This window comes from Nisaea nitritireducens (assembly GCF_014904795.1).
Classification (GTDB): domain Bacteria; phylum Pseudomonadota; class Alphaproteobacteria; order Thalassobaculales; family Thalassobaculaceae; genus Nisaea; species Nisaea nitritireducens.
Map to the genome: position 1 here is coordinate 290,216 of NZ_JACZFS010000009.1, position 13,238 is coordinate 303,453.

Consider the following 13,238-nt stretch of genomic DNA (forward strand, 5'->3'; position numbering starts at 1 on the left):
TGCATGGCCGAGCCCGCTTCTGTCACTGAAGATCCGGTAGGGCGCCTCTGGCAGGCTCTTGAAGCTGTGTCCGATCCCGAGATTCCGGTCCTGTCGGTGGTCGATCTTGGCGTGGTGCGGGACGTCGAAGTCTCCGGTGATGCTGCGGTTGTGACGATTACGCCGACCTATTCCGGTTGCCCGGCCATGGCATATATCGAGATGATGGTGCGTGACGCTGTGCTCGGCGCCGGTTTCGACAAGGCAGAGGTCAAGACAGTGCTGGCGCCTGCCTGGACGACGGACTGGCTGAGCGAGGCGGGGCGGGAAAAGCTCAAGGGCATCGGCATTGCACCGCCGGCGGAGCAATCCACCTCCAAGAAATCATTGCTCGGCATCGACCCGGTCGTTGCCTGTCCGCGTTGCGGCTCGGAACATACCGAGATTCTCAGCCAATTCGGCTCGACCGCCTGCAAGGCGCTCTACCGGTGCACTGACTGCGCCGAACCGTTCGACTATTTCAAGTGTCTCTAGGGAGTGCTGCCATGGCGCGTTTCACCAGTCTGAAAGTGCGCGACGTGCGCCCGGAAACATCCGACAGCGTTTCCATCGCGCTTGATATACCCGACGAACAGCGTGCCGCATTTCGGTATTCGCCGGGGCAGTATCTGACATTGCGCCATGAGATCGATGGTCAGGACGTGCGCCGGTCCTACTCGATTTGCAGTGGCCTTGATGACGGCGAGATCAGAGTGGCGGTAAAGCGGGTCGAAGGCGGTGCCTTTTCCTGCTTTGCGAATGACGGGCTGAAGCCGGGGGATATGCTCGATGTCATGCTGCCGGAGGGGCGCTTCACGGTTGAGCCGGACCCGGAGGCCGCCCGGACTTATGTGGCGTTCGCTGCCGGAAGCGGGATCACACCAGTCCTTTCGATCGCAAAATCCGTGCTGGCAGCGGAGCCGGAGAGCCGGTTTACCTTGTTCTATGGCAACAGATCGGTGCGGGAGATCATGTTCCGCGAGGCTCTGCTTGACCTTAAGAACCGCTATCCATCCCGTTTCAGTGTTCTGCATGTACTGAGCCGGGAGCCGCAGGAAGCCGCGCTGCTGAACGGGCGGATCGACAGGGAGAAATGCGAGAGCTTCTTCCGATCGATCCTGAACGTGCACGCGGTGGACCGGTTCTTCCTGTGCGGGCCGGAAGGCATGATCGGTGATGTTCGGGCTGCGCTGGCGGCGCACGGTGTCGAGGAGGAAAAAGTGCTCTTCGAACTGTTTGCGCCTGCGGGCGATGCGGCTGCGAAAGCGGCCGCGGCCCGGCGCAGCCGCCTCGTGGATGAATCCGAAGCGGTGCGCGCGGGAGCGGACGTCGCCATCATTCTCGATGGGGTGCGTACAGAGTTTACGCTCGGTGCTGACGACGTCTCCATTCTCGACGCTGCCCTGGGGGCAAGACCGGATTTGCCCTACGCCTGCAAGGGTGGGATGTGCTGCACGTGCAGGGCAAAAGTCTTAGAAGGCCGCGTCGAGATGGATCTGAATTACACGCTTGCCAAGGAAGAGGTGGAGAGGGGCTTCGTTTTGACCTGTCAGTCCCACCCGGCAAGCGAAAAGGTGGTGCTGGACTTTGATGCCCGATAGTCGGAGGGGGGGAGGGGTGCCGCGGCTTTGAGACCGCGACGCCCGCTAGGTCTTAGCGAATCCAGAACGGTTTGCTGACCTCGTACTCGACTTCGGCCCAGCTGATGCCCATGTCGGAAAGTTCGCGCTCTCCGAGCTCCCGAAGGGACTGGCGCTGGCGCAACCGGTCCTGCCAGGTAAGCAGTGTCGTGACGATCGCAGGCACAACACCACCACGGCCACGCTTGTGCGTGAAGACCGAGCCATTGGTTCCTGCTGTCATGCATGCGGCAGGAGCGACGTTCAGGGTTTCGTTCTTGAACATGAAAGTTCTCCTTAATCAATTCGTCACACACGCTCATTCGTGTCTGTCGGTGTTTGAGAATTTGGGCTACAAATGGCCGTTCATCAAACGAGTTAATCTGCCAAATGGATTAGTTCAGCTAAATCATGTTGAGCCGCTTACCCCTAAATGGCCTGCGCTGCTTTGAAGCTGCGGCACGGCATATGAGTTTCAAGCTTGCGGCCGGAGAGCTGTTCGTGACCCCGGCTGCGATCAGCCAGCAGATCAAGGCCCTGGAGGCGGAGCTCGGCTGCCCCTTGTTCCTGCGGCGCCCAAGGGCGCTGGAGCTGACCCCGGAAGGCGCACGTCTCGCCCCGGCGGTGCGGGAGGCCTTCTCCCGCTTGCTGTCAGCGGTGAACGACCTGAAGGAGCATGAGGAGGGGCGCCCGCTGACGGTCAGTGTTCTGCCGTCCTTCGCCGTTAAGTGGCTGATCCCCAGGCTGTCCAGATTCCGAATGCGTTATCCTGAAATCGATGTCCGGATCGCGGCGGAAGACCGCCGAGCGGACTTCGTGACAGACGGCGTCGATGTGGCGTTACGTCTCGGTGAGGGCAAGGAGGAGGGGGTTCATATCCAGCAGATCATGACGGAGTGTATCTATCCTGTTTGCAGCCCCGAGGTCGCAGCGCGGCCTCCGGGCCTGAAGAGCGCGGAAGACCTGAAGCATTATCCATTACTGCATGATGTGAACAGCTTCTCCGGCGAAACCTGGGTTCACTTTCTGGATCATTTCGGTATCGAAGGCGTTGATGTGCGCCGGGGCGCTTTCTTCACGCAGATGGACATGGTCTTGCAGGCAGCTATCGAAGGGCAAGGGGTCGCCCTGGCGCGCTCGCAGCTGGTGACCGAGGACTTGCGCGCGGGACGTTTGATTCGGCCGTTCGAGGTCGAGACGCCGGCGACGCTGGCCTATTATTTTGTTTGCCGCGAGGAATCCCTGAGATCGAAAAAGGTCTCTGTTTTTCGTGACTGGATTCTGGACGAGGTCCGGCGGGATGGAGATCCCGGAGATGCGACCTGATGGCGGAACGCGAACAATGGGGCACCCAGCTTGGCTTCATTCTCGCGACGATCGGATCGGCAGTCGGAATCGGGAATATCTGGCGATTCCCCTATGTCGCCGGCGAAAATGGCGGCGGTAGCTTTCTGCTGATCTACCTAGTGTGCGTCGTCCTGATCGGGCTGCCGTTGGTCATAGCGGAGCTGGCAGTAGGGCGCACGGCGCGTCTCGACACTGTTTCAGCCTTTCCCGCGCTGGCGCCGCACAGCCCCTTGCGACATGCCGGCTGGGCCGCAGCCATCGCCGGGACTGTCATTCTGAGTTTTTACTCCGTCATCGCCGGCTGGACCTTCCGTTACTTTTATTCCGCCATCAGCGGCGGGCTCTGGGAGGCGGGCGGTTCTGATTATGCCGGTTACTTCTCCGGCTTCTCGGAACGCGTCATGGAACCAATGCTCTGGCAGACAGGCGCGGTTCTGTTTGCGGGGCTGGTGGTTGCACGCGGCATCGAGCACGGGATTGAGCGGCTTAACCGGTTGATGATGCCAGTACTGGCGGGAATCATGATTGGCCTTGCCCTTCACGGCCTGTTCCGCCCCGACGGTGCTGCCGGGCTGACCTACATGTTTGCACTCGATCCGGCGGCTTTCTCGGATCCCGGCGTTTATGTTGCGGCTCTGGGGCAGGCCTTCTTTTCCATAGGGATCGGGATGGCCATTTTCGTCACTTATGGCAGTTACATGAGGGCCGATACGCCGGTCCTGAAGTCGGCGGTTTATATTGTGATCGGCGATAGTCTTTTTGCCGTGCTGGCCGGCGTCGCGATTTTCCCCGCGGTCTTCGCGCATGGCCTCAATCCATCATCCGGACCGGAGCTTGCTTTTGTCGTGCTGCCGGGTGTTTTCGAGGAGATCTATGGCGGGACGTTGTTGGCGCCCGCGTTCTTTTTCCTTTTGGCGGCGGCGGCACTGACATCGATGATTTCGGTTCTGGAGGTTTCGGTCGCGGTCTGCATGGATCGTTTCGGCTTGTCCCGGGCATATGCAACCCTGTCGATGGTTGCTGTCGTTCTCGTTGTCGGATTGATTCCCGGCCTGAGTTTCAGTTTGCTGAAAGAGGTCAGGCTGGCGGGAGGGGGACTTTTCGAGGTCTTCGATTTTGTCGCGTCATCGCTTCTCCTGCCGCTTAGCGGGATTCTCGTCAGCCTCTTCGTCGGCTGGAGCCTTTACCGCCGCGATGCGGTCAGTTTTGCCGGACTGGAGGGGGCTTTAGGCGGAGTATGGATCTGGCTGCTCAGAATCGTCGTGCCGGTCATGATCTTCGTGGTTCTGATTAATACTCTTGTTGGGGAATAGCGGTCCCGTCACTCCGGGTGATATGGAATGCCGGCGCCGATATCGAAAAACTCCCGGCTTGTGATCTGCTGTACCCGGAGCTCGGGGTTTCCCGGAACGGCAGACATGCCTGACTTTGCCCGCAGGCTGCAGGAAATGATCAGCTTGCGATTGCTCCTGAGATCGGAAATAGGAAGATCGATCGTCTGTCGGGTCCAGGAATTTCCAGAGCGGGTTGTCGAGCGCAGCGTCACGGACATGCCGGCCGGTGTATCGTGCAGGATGAATAATGCCCTGGAAGCCGCTTCCCTGCGCGCCGGTTCAACCATGTCGAGGTAGTTCCAGCCGGTGATATCTTTTTCATAATCCTCAGCCACAGCGGTCCCGATCAGGCGAAGCCGAATGAGGTTTGGTGAAACGAGATCATGGATGACGATGTAGGGGAGCAGGCGCTTGATGGCACCCGGTTCAATATCCTTGCGGTCGGGGAAGTACCGGCCTTCGCGCAGGGAATCCCAGTACGAGATGAAATCTTTGCCCTCCGATGTCAGGGATGACGGCAATGTCAGGTAGCCAGCATCAAATCCCTGTACTTCAGACATCAGGTTTCCATTTGATCGAGCAGCCCATGCTGGCGATCTGGTCTTGTGGGCCATGACCGGTCTTCGCAACCAGTTTCATGGCCTCGAACAGGTCGCGCCGGGCGCCTTCAACCGGTGAAGCCCCGCTTTCGTCCATGCGCCCCCGATATTGCAGGCCGAGCCCCGAATCGAAGCCGAAGAAGTCCGGCGTGCAGACCGCATCGTAGGCACGGGCGACCTGTTGGGTTTCGTCGATCAGATAGGGGAAGGTGAATTTATGCGTGGCGGCGAACCTGATCATGTTGTCGAAGGAGTCCGCCGGATAGGCATCGGTATCGTTCGACATGATGGCAACCGAGGCAATGCCAAGAGGGGCCAGCTTCGCAGTGTCTCGCGCGATTTTTCCAGCGATTGCCTTCACATAAGGACAATGGTTGCAGATAAACATGACGAGTGTGCCGTTCGGGCCGCGAAGATCCGCAAGGCTGTGTTCCGCACCGTCGATCCCTTTCAGCCGGAAGTCCGGCGCCGTCCAGCCGAAGTTGCAAATCCCGGTTGTGTGAAGGGCCATGACGTATCTCCCGCCCGTTCGCCTCGCTTCGCCGCCTGATAAGTGCACCAGAAAGAAACGCGTCAGTCAAAGTCTGTTAACCATAAGCTACAACAGACGGGGTGCGGTACTGTGTCGGGATCTGTATCGTCATTCTGTCGGCTCGTGACCGGATGCCGGAAAGGACACATTAATGACCAAGGACACTTCCGAGATCCTCGGATATCACGCCCATGTTTATTTTGATGCGGGTAGCGCGGAGGCCGCGCGTGCGCTCCGCGAGGTGATCGAGCGGCAGTTCGATATTGAGATGGGCCGGTTTCACGAAAAGCCTGTCGGCCCGCATCCCCGGTGGAGTTATCAGGTTGCTTTCAAACCGGAACAGTTCGGGGACATCATTCCCTGGCTCGCGCTTAATCGTGGAGACCTGACTGTCTTTGTCCATGCCGAAACCGGGAACGAGTTGGCAGATCACACGCAGCATGTGATCTGGCTAGGCCCATCCGACGATCTGAAGGTCAGCATGTTCGAGAAGTAACGGCCTGCGCTCACGGCACCAGCCAGGTACCGGCTCCGCTCAATACGTCGAGGCGGTATCGCCGGTTGCCGGTACGCGCCAGTTGCAGGATATCGGCGGTCTCGGCTGAGAAGGTAAGTACGTCGAAATTCTCATAGCCTGACTGAGCGCTGGCTGAGTCGATGCCGTCACCGGCAGCGCTTATCGCTGATCCGGTCGGCAGGCTAGCCCGATAGTTCGGCCGGTTACTGGCTGGAAGCTCTGCCCAGATGGCTTCCAGTGTCGCTTTGTCGGCGTTTCGGCCGATTGTTCCTTTGAGCCGCAATTGTAAGCTGGCCTCGTGGTCGTAGAACACGAGCATCGCTGCGCTGTTTGCAGCCAGTTCGGCAACTTTCTCGGCCCGGCTGTCTGTGTGCAATGCCGCTTGCCACGTCACCGGGTCGGCAGCCCGGAGCACCAGGACGCGCCCGTTCGGGCCTCCGTCCCGTCCGACCGTCGACAGCACGGGATAGCGGAAGGCGGCCTGCGGGTTTCCGGGGGCAGCGGAGAGGAGTGCGGACGCCCGGTCGATTAGGGCCAGTGCGTCCGGGTCCTTGTCCGGCCTTCCGCTCATTCGGCGGCGGCTTCCGGTTCCAGAGGTGCCGGTGCCTGGTTCCGGACGAGCGAGAGGCTCGCCAGCGCACAGCACGCGCCGATCATGACCGTCACCGCGAGTGCAATGAAGTCCGTATCGTTCTGGAAGTAGCTGACGGTAACGGTTGCAATGCCGCCGAACACCATCTGCATGAATCCCATGAGGCCGGAGGCGGCGCCCGCGATCAGCGGATTGACGCTGACAGCTCCGGCTATTGCATTGGGTTGGCTCATGCCGTTGCCGAACGCAATAAGGGCGAAGGGAAGGAAAATCGCGACAGCGGACAGAAACCCGAGCGTCGACAGCGCAGTCAGAACCAGCGCACCGCCCATGGAGAAGCAACAGCCAAGCAGGATCATGCGGTCAATACCGAGCCGCCGCGATATCCGTGTGGCGATGAAGTTCCCGGAAATATAGGCCAGGGAAACGATAATGAAGAAAAAGCCATAGACCTGCGGCGGAATCTTCAGGATCTCGATTGTCACGTAGGGAGCGGAAGACAGGAAGGCGAAGAAGCAGCCGATCGAGAAAGAGGTGTTCAGCGTATAGCCGAGATAGGCGCGCGAGGTCATCAGGGCACCGTAGCTGCGGGCAAGACTGATAATGTCGAATCGCTCGGCGCGGGCATGGTGCGTTTCATGCAGGGTCGGTACGGCATAAACAAATGCGGCTCCACCCATGGCGGCGACGACATAGAACCCTGCGTACCAGCCAAATGCGCTGTCCAGAAAGCCTCCGATGGCCGGGCCGATCATGGGGGCAACGGCCATGGCCATGGTGATGAAGGCGATTACCGGTGCGGCTTCCTCACGCTCATAGACATCACGGACGATGGCGCGACCGAGGACCATGCCGGCGCAACCGCCAAGGGCCTGGAAAATACGGCCGGTTATGAGCCACTCGATGGAGCCTGCGAAAGCACAGAGAAGGCTGGCGAGTGTGTAAATTGCAAGTCCTGCCAGCAGGGTCGGCCGGCGCCCGATCCGGTCTGAAATCGGCCCGTACAGGAGTTGGCCGACGGCGATACCAGCGAGATACAGGGTCAAAGTGTATTGAACGGTATGATAATCGGTCCCGAAAATCGGCACGAGGCCTGGCATCGAGGGGACAAAAAGATTCAAGGCAAGCGGCCCGGTCGCGGTCGCGATAATGAGCACGAGAATTGGGGGAGCCTTGCGCTGGGCTGTCACTGGGTACCTGCTCTGATTTTGGTGCCGGGGAGGAAGTCTCCAATGTAGACCGGAAACCGAGCATAAATAGTGCAAATACGGCGGGTTACAATTCTCGATTTGTGCGAAAGAGCACCTGACTGTGATGTAGCCTTGGTTGACTGGGGCGGTCCAAAGACTTAATTTGGAGTTTCCAATTGGCCCGGACAGAATTTCCGGTAACTAGGGATAAGAATGGTCTCTGGCGTCGAAACCAGTCTCATCGTACGGGTAAACAGCACGATATCCGCTGCTGGGTTGACCCCGCAGACCGATGAAGACAATCAGCAAAACACGATCGACAGTACAGCTGCGCCGACGGTGACGGGGCTGACTGAGTCTTCCGTATTGGCGCCGTTCGGCCAGGGTGTGCAGGCCGACGGCAGCGAAGAAGATGCGTTTTTCGTTTCCGGTCTGAACGGCCTGCTGGCGCCCCGGAACATTGCCGCGGTTCAGGAAGAAGACGGCAGCACAGAAGGACAGCGCACAGCGATTGAGGAGGAGGCCGATCCGGCTGCCGACGACGCCGAAGAGGCGCAGGCGCAGGAGGCTGGTTCGGAAGAGGAAGTCGATGCGAACGGTCTGACCGAAGAAGAGCAGGAGACCGTTGACGATCTCAAGGAACGCGATGCCGAGGTCAGGCGCCACGAGCAGGCTCACAAGGCCGCCGGCGGTCAGTATGCCGGATCGATATCCTACACGTATCAGGCCGGGCCGGACGGGCGCCGGTACGCGGTTGGCGGTGAAGTGCCGATTGAGACCAGTCCCGTTGCTGGTGATCCGGACGCCACGATCAGGAAGCTGCAACAGGTCCGTAATGCGGCGCTCGCTCCGGCGGAGCCATCAGCGGCGGATCAGGCCATTGCAGCCCAGGCGAGCCAGGGAATTCAGCAAGCCAGGGCGGAAAAGGCTCAGGAAGTGACTGAAGCTCTCGAAGAGCTCAATGGCGGCGGAGAGCAGGGTGACGAAGCTGGGAGCGCTGCCGATTCGACTTCGTTGCCCGGAGCATCCAGTCCCGAGGCTGCACCCGGTGCGGCCGGACAGAGCAGTACGGAAGCCTCTGGGATAAGCGGTAGTCCATTTGCCCCTGAGCGAGTGTCGCCATTCGCCGGGGCGGACCCGATAGATGACAGCGGGGCATTCTCGGTCACTTCCGGAAGCGCTTTTGGTGTATCGGAAACGGGTCAGGACGGTGATCGTGAGAACGGCTCTTCATTCTTTGAGCGTGAAGGCCTCTCGCCGTTTGACTTCTCACCTGTGCCGACGACGTCAAGGCTTGATATTTCAATATAATCAATAATTTATTCGTCTTTATTCAAGCAATCCTTGAAGCTTTGTTCGGATTGATCCGGCCTTTCGCTACAACTGACGAAGCGGCTGCGGCAGGTTCCGTAATCGGTGTCGCTGCCGACGAATCTGAGTTCCTCGCAAAAATCGAGATAATGGCGGGCGACTGTTTCGAACGTCTCGCTACGGCGCGTCTGGGCGACTTCTGGCCCTCGGTTTAGCGGAGCGAGGTTAAGCATCTGGGCAATGGCTTCGTTCGCACGCTTCAGGGGAATCTCTGCCTGTTCCATCTCGCCGGTCGAGGTCCAATAACGGACATGCAGCGTTTCGCCGAGCATGAAATTACGCAAAGGCGGAGGGACTTGGCCCCGTTTCAAGGCGCCCCATAGAATGAACTGAACGCCTTTTTCAGTGATTTCGTAAAGCGTTGGCTTGAAGCCGACTTCCAGCTCTTTCAGGGCTTCAAGATTGACCGGATCGTTCCCGTCTATCCAGTAGGTCGGAAGCCGCTTCCGGCTGATCGTCTTCTCGACATGCCGCGGCATGCGGAATTCAGCCCAGAGCGAGTTGTCGTCCCGTTTCATGAAGTGGAAGCGATAACCGCGGCGCGACAGGATACGGGCTTCGAGAATGGGAGCCTTGGTGATCGGGTCCGTCAGCACCTCGATGTACCACTGGATGGTCTGGGCCCGGGCCGGTGTAGCTGCGACGAGAAGCGATACCAGCAACGCAAGCAGAAGGCCGGAGTGCCAGCCAGTACGGAAGAGCCATTTGTCCATACCGGTGCGCGATCCCTTCGTTCATCCGAATGATCTTTCTCACATAACACGTTACGGCTAATGGCGCACGCGGCGGACCGGGGCGGGTTCCGCTTGTAAAAGAGCCCGCTGGAAACTATTTTTTAAGGCAATTGGCTTATTGGTAGGCGCATGAGCATTTCAGGTGCATTGAACACAGCGGTGAGCGGCATTCTTGCGGCGGGTAACCAGACCCGTAACGCGGCCAGCAATCTCGCCAACATCTCCAGCGTAGCGGCGCCGTCCGATGAGGTTCTGCGCCCGGGTCAGCCAATCCCCGAGACCAACGCCAATGGCGAGACGATTTTCCGTCCGACGGAGATCCAGTCGACCACGGCCGGTTCCGCCGGCGTGCGGACACAAACCTCGCTGGTCGATCCGGCATCCTTTCCGATCTACGATCCGAGTGCGCCGGATGCAAATGCGGACGGCCTCTCCTCGGTGGCGAATGTTTCCATCGTCGACGAGACGGTCAACCAGATCCAAGCTCAGCGTCAGCTCGAAGCGAATGTTGCGGTTTTGCAGACCGGTGACGAGCTTCTCGAAGAAACCATCGACATTCTCGCCTGAAAAGCCACGTTTAGAACGCCGGCTTTTTCTCCAATGCATCTTTCAATGCTTTGAGAGTCGCGTCGAATGGCAGGCGCACGCAGTCGTGTCGCGATTTGAAATCCCGCACCGGGGAAAAGCTCTCCAGCTCCGGCCAATCGAGGTCGTCGTCGCGCGTGCCTGCAAGATAATCCAGCAAGTGCTGTCGTACCGTCTCCAGCGCGCTCAGGTCCTTTCCTGGGGCATTCAGCTTGATCAGGGCGGCTGACGCCTCGCACAACGCACAGCCCTGAACCCGATGCCCGATCGCGACGATTTCTCCGTCACTCATTTTCAGATCGACAGTCACCCGGTCACCGCAAAGCGGGTTGTCCACACGCGCAGTGCCGTCGGCATCCTCCAGCCGTTGGTTGCCCCGGCCTTCCTTGGCCAGCCGCAGGATCTCTGCCTGATAGAGTGCGTCGCTCATCTTACTCCGCCTTCTCAAGCGTTCCGCCGGCATCCGCCAGCATTTCCGGGGTATCGATATCAAGGTGGATGGCGTTGTCAGGTACGTCCACTTCGGCAACCAGGTCTGCGAATTCCGCAAGCAGACCCCGCGCACCCTTGTCGCCTTCCAGTTCCTGCATTTCTTCGAAGAACCGATGATCCCACAAAATCGGGTTGCCACGTTTGCCGCCATGCACCGGGACGACGATGGCGCGCCCCTCGACCGGGTCATAGGCCGCGATCAGGGCGTCCAGCATCCGCGCCGTGATGGTCGGCATATCGCCGAGACAGACGAGTGCGGCATCCGTGCCTTCTGGCAGGGAGGCAAAGCCGGCCCTGACGCTGGTGCTCATACCCGTCGCATAATGCGGGTTGTGGACGAACTCGGCGTCCAGATCGGAAAGCGCGGCAGTCACTTTCTCTGCTTCATGGCCGGTCACGACAACAAGGCGACCCGCGGCGGAGGCGAGAATGGCTTCCGCCACCCAGCGGACCAACGGTTTGCCATCCAGCGTGCCGAGCAGCTTGTTGGTTGCGCCCATGCGGGAAGATTGCCCGGCCGCCAAAAGAATGGAGGCGATTTCCGGCCGCTTTTGGGTTGGTTGCGGAACCTTTGGGTTCGCACGCTTGGCGCTGGCCCGGGGCAGCGGGCGGTGCGGAACGTCCTTCAACAGGCCGCCCGCACCCATGCGCATGATGTCGCGCGGGGTGATATCGAGACCGGCACAGAGTCGTTGCAAGGCCCAGTCGAATCCATTCAGCTTCGGGGAGCGGGCACAGCCGGGCATGCCAATCACAGGGATTTTGCCGATGCGGCCAATCAGCATCAGGTTTCCGGGGTCGACCGGCATGCCGAAATGAAGGATTTCGCCACCGACGTTTTCGATGGCACTGGGGATAACATCGCGCCGGTCGACCACGGCGGAGGCGCCTGAGATCAGGATCAGTCCCGGGTTGGCGGCGACGGCACGGTGCAGGGCATTCGCGAGGGATATCTGGTCGTGATCGCATCGGGATTCCGAAACAAGTTCAGAGCCAAGTGCGGTCAAACGGTCCGTGGTCACGCGTAGCGTGCTGTCGAGCACGCTTTCCTTCGTGCCGGGCAGCCGGGACTGAATCATGATCGTATCGCGCGGCTGGAAAGGCGCGACACGCAGCAGCGGTGAGCTTTGTCCTGCCAGCGCCTCGGCAATGCGCACTGGGCTTTCGGGCACTGCAAAGGGGATGATCTTCAGCGTACCGATCATCTGGCCCTGCGTAACGGCCTGATAGGGCGGCACGAGCCCCAGCGTGATGGTCTCGTCAACCAGATTGAAGCCGTCGAGCCGTTCCGGATCGTACAGGACAATGCCGTCTGCTTCGGCGAACAGGTTCGCGCGTCCGGTAAAGGCCGAACCGACGCGGACCTGAGTACCGCAACAGGCACTGGCCAGCAGATTCGCCGCTTTATCCTCGGGAATATCGCCCTTGTCGAGGCGGGCGCAGACAACCCGCTCGATCCCGGCAGCCTTCAGCGCGGCAAGATCATCAGCATCCAGCACCCGGCCCTTCTTGAGGGCCCGGCTGTCAAGTCGCCGGCTATGAGCGAGAATTGCACCTTCGGCCTCTGCGACCGGCAGTTCGCCGAAATACATGCGTGCCTCAGGCCGCGGCTCGAAGAGGCTCGGTTCCGTGCTTCACGGCGGTCATCTCGGCCATCACGGAAATCGCGATCTCCGCCGGGGAGACAGCACCGATGGGGAGGCCGGCTGGGCCATGGATGCGCTGGAAGTCGGCATCGGTGAAGCCTTCCTCGCGTAGCCGTTCCAGGCGGCGCGCATGGGTTCTCTTGCTGCCGAGGCAGGCGATGTAGAAAGCGTCGCTTTTCAGTGCGACGTGCAATGCCGGATCGTCCAGCTTCGGATCGTGGGTCAGGGTGACGATGGCTGTCCGGCTGTCCGGATTCATCGCTTCCATTGCTTCATCCGGCCAGTCGTCGCTTAGCGCGATGCCGGGGAAACGGTCCTCGGTCGCGAAGGAGGCGCGCGGATCGATGATGGAGACGGCATAGCCGGAAAGCGCGGCCATCGGGGCCAGCAACTGGCTGATATGAACCGCGCCGACGATGATCATGCGCAGCGGCGGATTGTGGACATGGGTGAAATGCGCGCCGTCCGCGCTGATCCCGCTGCGGTCGTCCCGCATGCGGGTCCGCGCTTCGTCGATCTGTGCGTTCGAGAGGTCGAGCGCGCCTTCGGTGCCGGACGGTGTGACCAGTGCCTGCGCGCCATCCTCGAGACGCGTGACCATGGCCACGGGTCGTTTTTGCTCCCGGTACGCCATCAGGGCGTCGAACAGCTCGGCTTGCATC

16 protein-coding genes are annotated in these 13,238 nt (G+C 60.1%); 7 read left to right on the top strand and 9 right to left on the bottom strand.

The genetic code is table 11. The annotated features are described in order from the left end of the window. The first annotated feature begins 3 nt into the window (after window positions 1-3). Both paaD and paaE read left to right on the top strand, forming a co-directional pair. Window positions 4-513 (top strand): 1,2-phenylacetyl-CoA epoxidase subunit PaaD, encoded by a 510-nt coding sequence (gene paaD, locus IG629_RS02940; protein ID WP_193170485.1) that lies wholly within the window; start codon window positions 4-6, stop codon window positions 511-513. Between the two features lie 11 nt (window positions 514-524). Then, window positions 525-1,619: a 1,2-phenylacetyl-CoA epoxidase subunit PaaE gene (paaE, locus tag IG629_RS02945; RefSeq protein ID WP_193170486.1), complete on the top strand. Its 1,095-nt coding sequence runs from the start codon at window positions 525-527 to the stop codon at window positions 1,617-1,619. 52 nt (window positions 1,620-1,671) lie between these two features. Here paaE and IG629_RS02950 read toward each other — a convergent pair whose 3' ends face one another. Continuing rightward, complete coding sequence (locus tag IG629_RS02950) at window positions 1,672-1,923, bottom strand: DUF1127 domain-containing protein (protein WP_226886396.1); 252 nt, start codon at window positions 1,921-1,923, stop codon at window positions 1,672-1,674. Between the two features lie 125 nt (window positions 1,924-2,048). Between IG629_RS02950 and gcvA the strand changes: the two genes are divergently transcribed. Beyond that, complete coding sequence (gcvA, locus tag IG629_RS02955; RefSeq protein WP_193170487.1) at window positions 2,049-2,963, top strand: transcriptional regulator GcvA; 915 nt, start codon at window positions 2,049-2,051, stop codon at window positions 2,961-2,963. Next, the gene (locus IG629_RS02960) at window positions 2,963-4,297 is read left to right on the top strand and encodes a sodium-dependent transporter (RefSeq protein ID WP_193170488.1); all 1,335 of its coding nucleotides are present in this window, start codon (window positions 2,963-2,965) and stop codon (window positions 4,295-4,297) included. Before gcvA ends, IG629_RS02960 begins: the two co-directional genes overlap by 1 nt. Before the next feature lie 8 nt (window positions 4,298-4,305). Here the strand turns inward: IG629_RS02960 and IG629_RS02965 are convergent, their stop codons facing one another. Beyond that, window positions 4,306-4,878, bottom strand: a complete 573-nt coding sequence (locus tag IG629_RS02965) for a PAS domain-containing protein (RefSeq protein WP_193170489.1) — start codon at window positions 4,876-4,878, stop codon at window positions 4,306-4,308. Further along, window positions 4,871-5,428, bottom strand: a complete 558-nt coding sequence (locus IG629_RS02970; RefSeq protein WP_193170490.1) for a thioredoxin family protein — start codon at window positions 5,426-5,428, stop codon at window positions 4,871-4,873. Before IG629_RS02970 ends, IG629_RS02965 begins: the two co-directional genes overlap by 8 nt. Window positions 5,429-5,600: 172 nt before the next feature. Between IG629_RS02970 and IG629_RS02975 the strand changes: the two genes are divergently transcribed. Next, complete coding sequence (locus IG629_RS02975) at window positions 5,601-5,945, top strand: DOPA 4,5-dioxygenase family protein (protein ID WP_193170491.1); 345 nt, start codon at window positions 5,601-5,603, stop codon at window positions 5,943-5,945. Between the two features lie 10 nt (window positions 5,946-5,955). Here IG629_RS02975 and IG629_RS02980 read toward each other — a convergent pair whose 3' ends face one another. Both IG629_RS02980 and IG629_RS02985 read right to left on the bottom strand, forming a co-directional pair. Beyond that, window positions 5,956-6,537 (bottom strand): pyridoxamine 5'-phosphate oxidase family protein, encoded by a 582-nt coding sequence (locus tag IG629_RS02980; protein ID WP_193170492.1) that lies wholly within the window; start codon window positions 6,535-6,537, stop codon window positions 5,956-5,958. Continuing rightward, the gene (locus IG629_RS02985) at window positions 6,534-7,748 is read right to left on the bottom strand and encodes a multidrug effflux MFS transporter (protein WP_193170493.1); all 1,215 of its coding nucleotides are present in this window, start codon (window positions 7,746-7,748) and stop codon (window positions 6,534-6,536) included. Before IG629_RS02985 ends, IG629_RS02980 begins: the two co-directional genes overlap by 4 nt. Before the next feature lie 213 nt (window positions 7,749-7,961). Between IG629_RS02985 and IG629_RS02990 the strand changes: the two genes are divergently transcribed. After that, complete coding sequence (locus tag IG629_RS02990; protein WP_193170494.1) at window positions 7,962-9,059, top strand: putative metalloprotease CJM1_0395 family protein; 1,098 nt, start codon at window positions 7,962-7,964, stop codon at window positions 9,057-9,059. Between the two features lie 8 nt (window positions 9,060-9,067). On the opposite strand, the gene IG629_RS02995 is transcribed toward IG629_RS02990, so the two are convergent. Continuing rightward, window positions 9,068-9,832, bottom strand: a complete 765-nt coding sequence (locus IG629_RS02995; RefSeq protein ID WP_193170495.1) for a hypothetical protein — start codon at window positions 9,830-9,832, stop codon at window positions 9,068-9,070. A 150-nt stretch (window positions 9,833-9,982) separates the two neighbouring features. On the opposite strand from IG629_RS02995, the gene IG629_RS03000 reads away from it, so the two are divergent. Next, window positions 9,983-10,420, top strand: a complete 438-nt coding sequence (locus IG629_RS03000; RefSeq protein WP_193170496.1) for a flagellar basal body rod protein FlgC — start codon at window positions 9,983-9,985, stop codon at window positions 10,418-10,420. Window positions 10,421-10,430: 10 nt separating this feature from the next. Here IG629_RS03000 and IG629_RS03005 read toward each other — a convergent pair whose 3' ends face one another. From IG629_RS03005 to IG629_RS03015, 3 genes are read right to left on the bottom strand one after another with little or no spacing between them, the layout of a single operon-like run. Next, complete coding sequence (locus tag IG629_RS03005) at window positions 10,431-10,868, bottom strand: iron-sulfur cluster assembly scaffold protein (protein ID WP_193170497.1); 438 nt, start codon at window positions 10,866-10,868, stop codon at window positions 10,431-10,433. A 1-nt stretch (window position 10,869) separates the two neighbouring features. Further along, window positions 10,870-12,522, bottom strand: a complete 1,653-nt coding sequence (locus IG629_RS03010) for an NTP transferase domain-containing protein (protein ID WP_193170498.1) — start codon at window positions 12,520-12,522, stop codon at window positions 10,870-10,872. A 7-nt stretch (window positions 12,523-12,529) separates the two neighbouring features. Then, on the bottom strand, window positions 12,530-13,237 hold the full coding sequence (locus IG629_RS03015; RefSeq protein WP_193170499.1) for an XdhC family protein: 708 nt from the start codon (window positions 13,235-13,237) through the stop codon (window positions 12,530-12,532). Window position 13,238: the final 1 nt, after the last annotated feature.

What these genes read in the sequence shown, in the direction of transcription:
- IG629_RS02960 (WP_193170488.1), top strand. Translation starts at nt 2,963, where the DNA reads ATGGCGGAACGCGAACAATGGGGCACCCAGCTTGGCTTCATTCTCGCG.
- IG629_RS02965 (WP_193170489.1), bottom strand. Translation starts at nt 4,878, where the DNA reads ATGTCTGAAGTACAGGGATTTGATGCTGGCTACCTGACATTGCCGTCA.
- IG629_RS02990 (WP_193170494.1), top strand. Translation starts at nt 7,962, where the DNA reads ATGGTCTCTGGCGTCGAAACCAGTCTCATCGTACGGGTAAACAGCACG.
- IG629_RS02980 (WP_193170492.1), bottom strand. Translation starts at nt 6,537, where the DNA reads ATGAGCGGAAGGCCGGACAAGGACCCGGACGCACTGGCCCTAATCGAC.
- IG629_RS02970 (WP_193170490.1), bottom strand. Translation starts at nt 5,428, where the DNA reads ATGGCCCTTCACACAACCGGGATTTGCAACTTCGGCTGGACGGCGCCG.
- paaD (WP_193170485.1), top strand. Translation starts at nt 4, where the DNA reads ATGGCCGAGCCCGCTTCTGTCACTGAAGATCCGGTAGGGCGCCTCTGG.
- IG629_RS03005 (WP_193170497.1), bottom strand. Translation starts at nt 10,868, where the DNA reads ATGAGCGACGCACTCTATCAGGCAGAGATCCTGCGGCTGGCCAAGGAA.
- gcvA (WP_193170487.1), top strand. Translation starts at nt 2,049, where the DNA reads ATGTTGAGCCGCTTACCCCTAAATGGCCTGCGCTGCTTTGAAGCTGCG.
- IG629_RS02975 (WP_193170491.1), top strand. Translation starts at nt 5,601, where the DNA reads ATGACCAAGGACACTTCCGAGATCCTCGGATATCACGCCCATGTTTAT.
- paaE (WP_193170486.1), top strand. Translation starts at nt 525, where the DNA reads ATGGCGCGTTTCACCAGTCTGAAAGTGCGCGACGTGCGCCCGGAAACA.
- IG629_RS02995 (WP_193170495.1), bottom strand. Translation starts at nt 9,832, where the DNA reads ATGGACAAATGGCTCTTCCGTACTGGCTGGCACTCCGGCCTTCTGCTT.
- IG629_RS03010 (WP_193170498.1), bottom strand. Translation starts at nt 12,522, where the DNA reads ATGTATTTCGGCGAACTGCCGGTCGCAGAGGCCGAAGGTGCAATTCTC.
- IG629_RS03000 (WP_193170496.1), top strand. Translation starts at nt 9,983, where the DNA reads ATGAGCATTTCAGGTGCATTGAACACAGCGGTGAGCGGCATTCTTGCG.
- IG629_RS02950 (WP_226886396.1), bottom strand. Translation starts at nt 1,923, where the DNA reads ATGTTCAAGAACGAAACCCTGAACGTCGCTCCTGCCGCATGCATGACA.
- IG629_RS03015 (WP_193170499.1), bottom strand. Translation starts at nt 13,237, where the DNA reads ATGCAAGCCGAGCTGTTCGACGCCCTGATGGCGTACCGGGAGCAAAAA.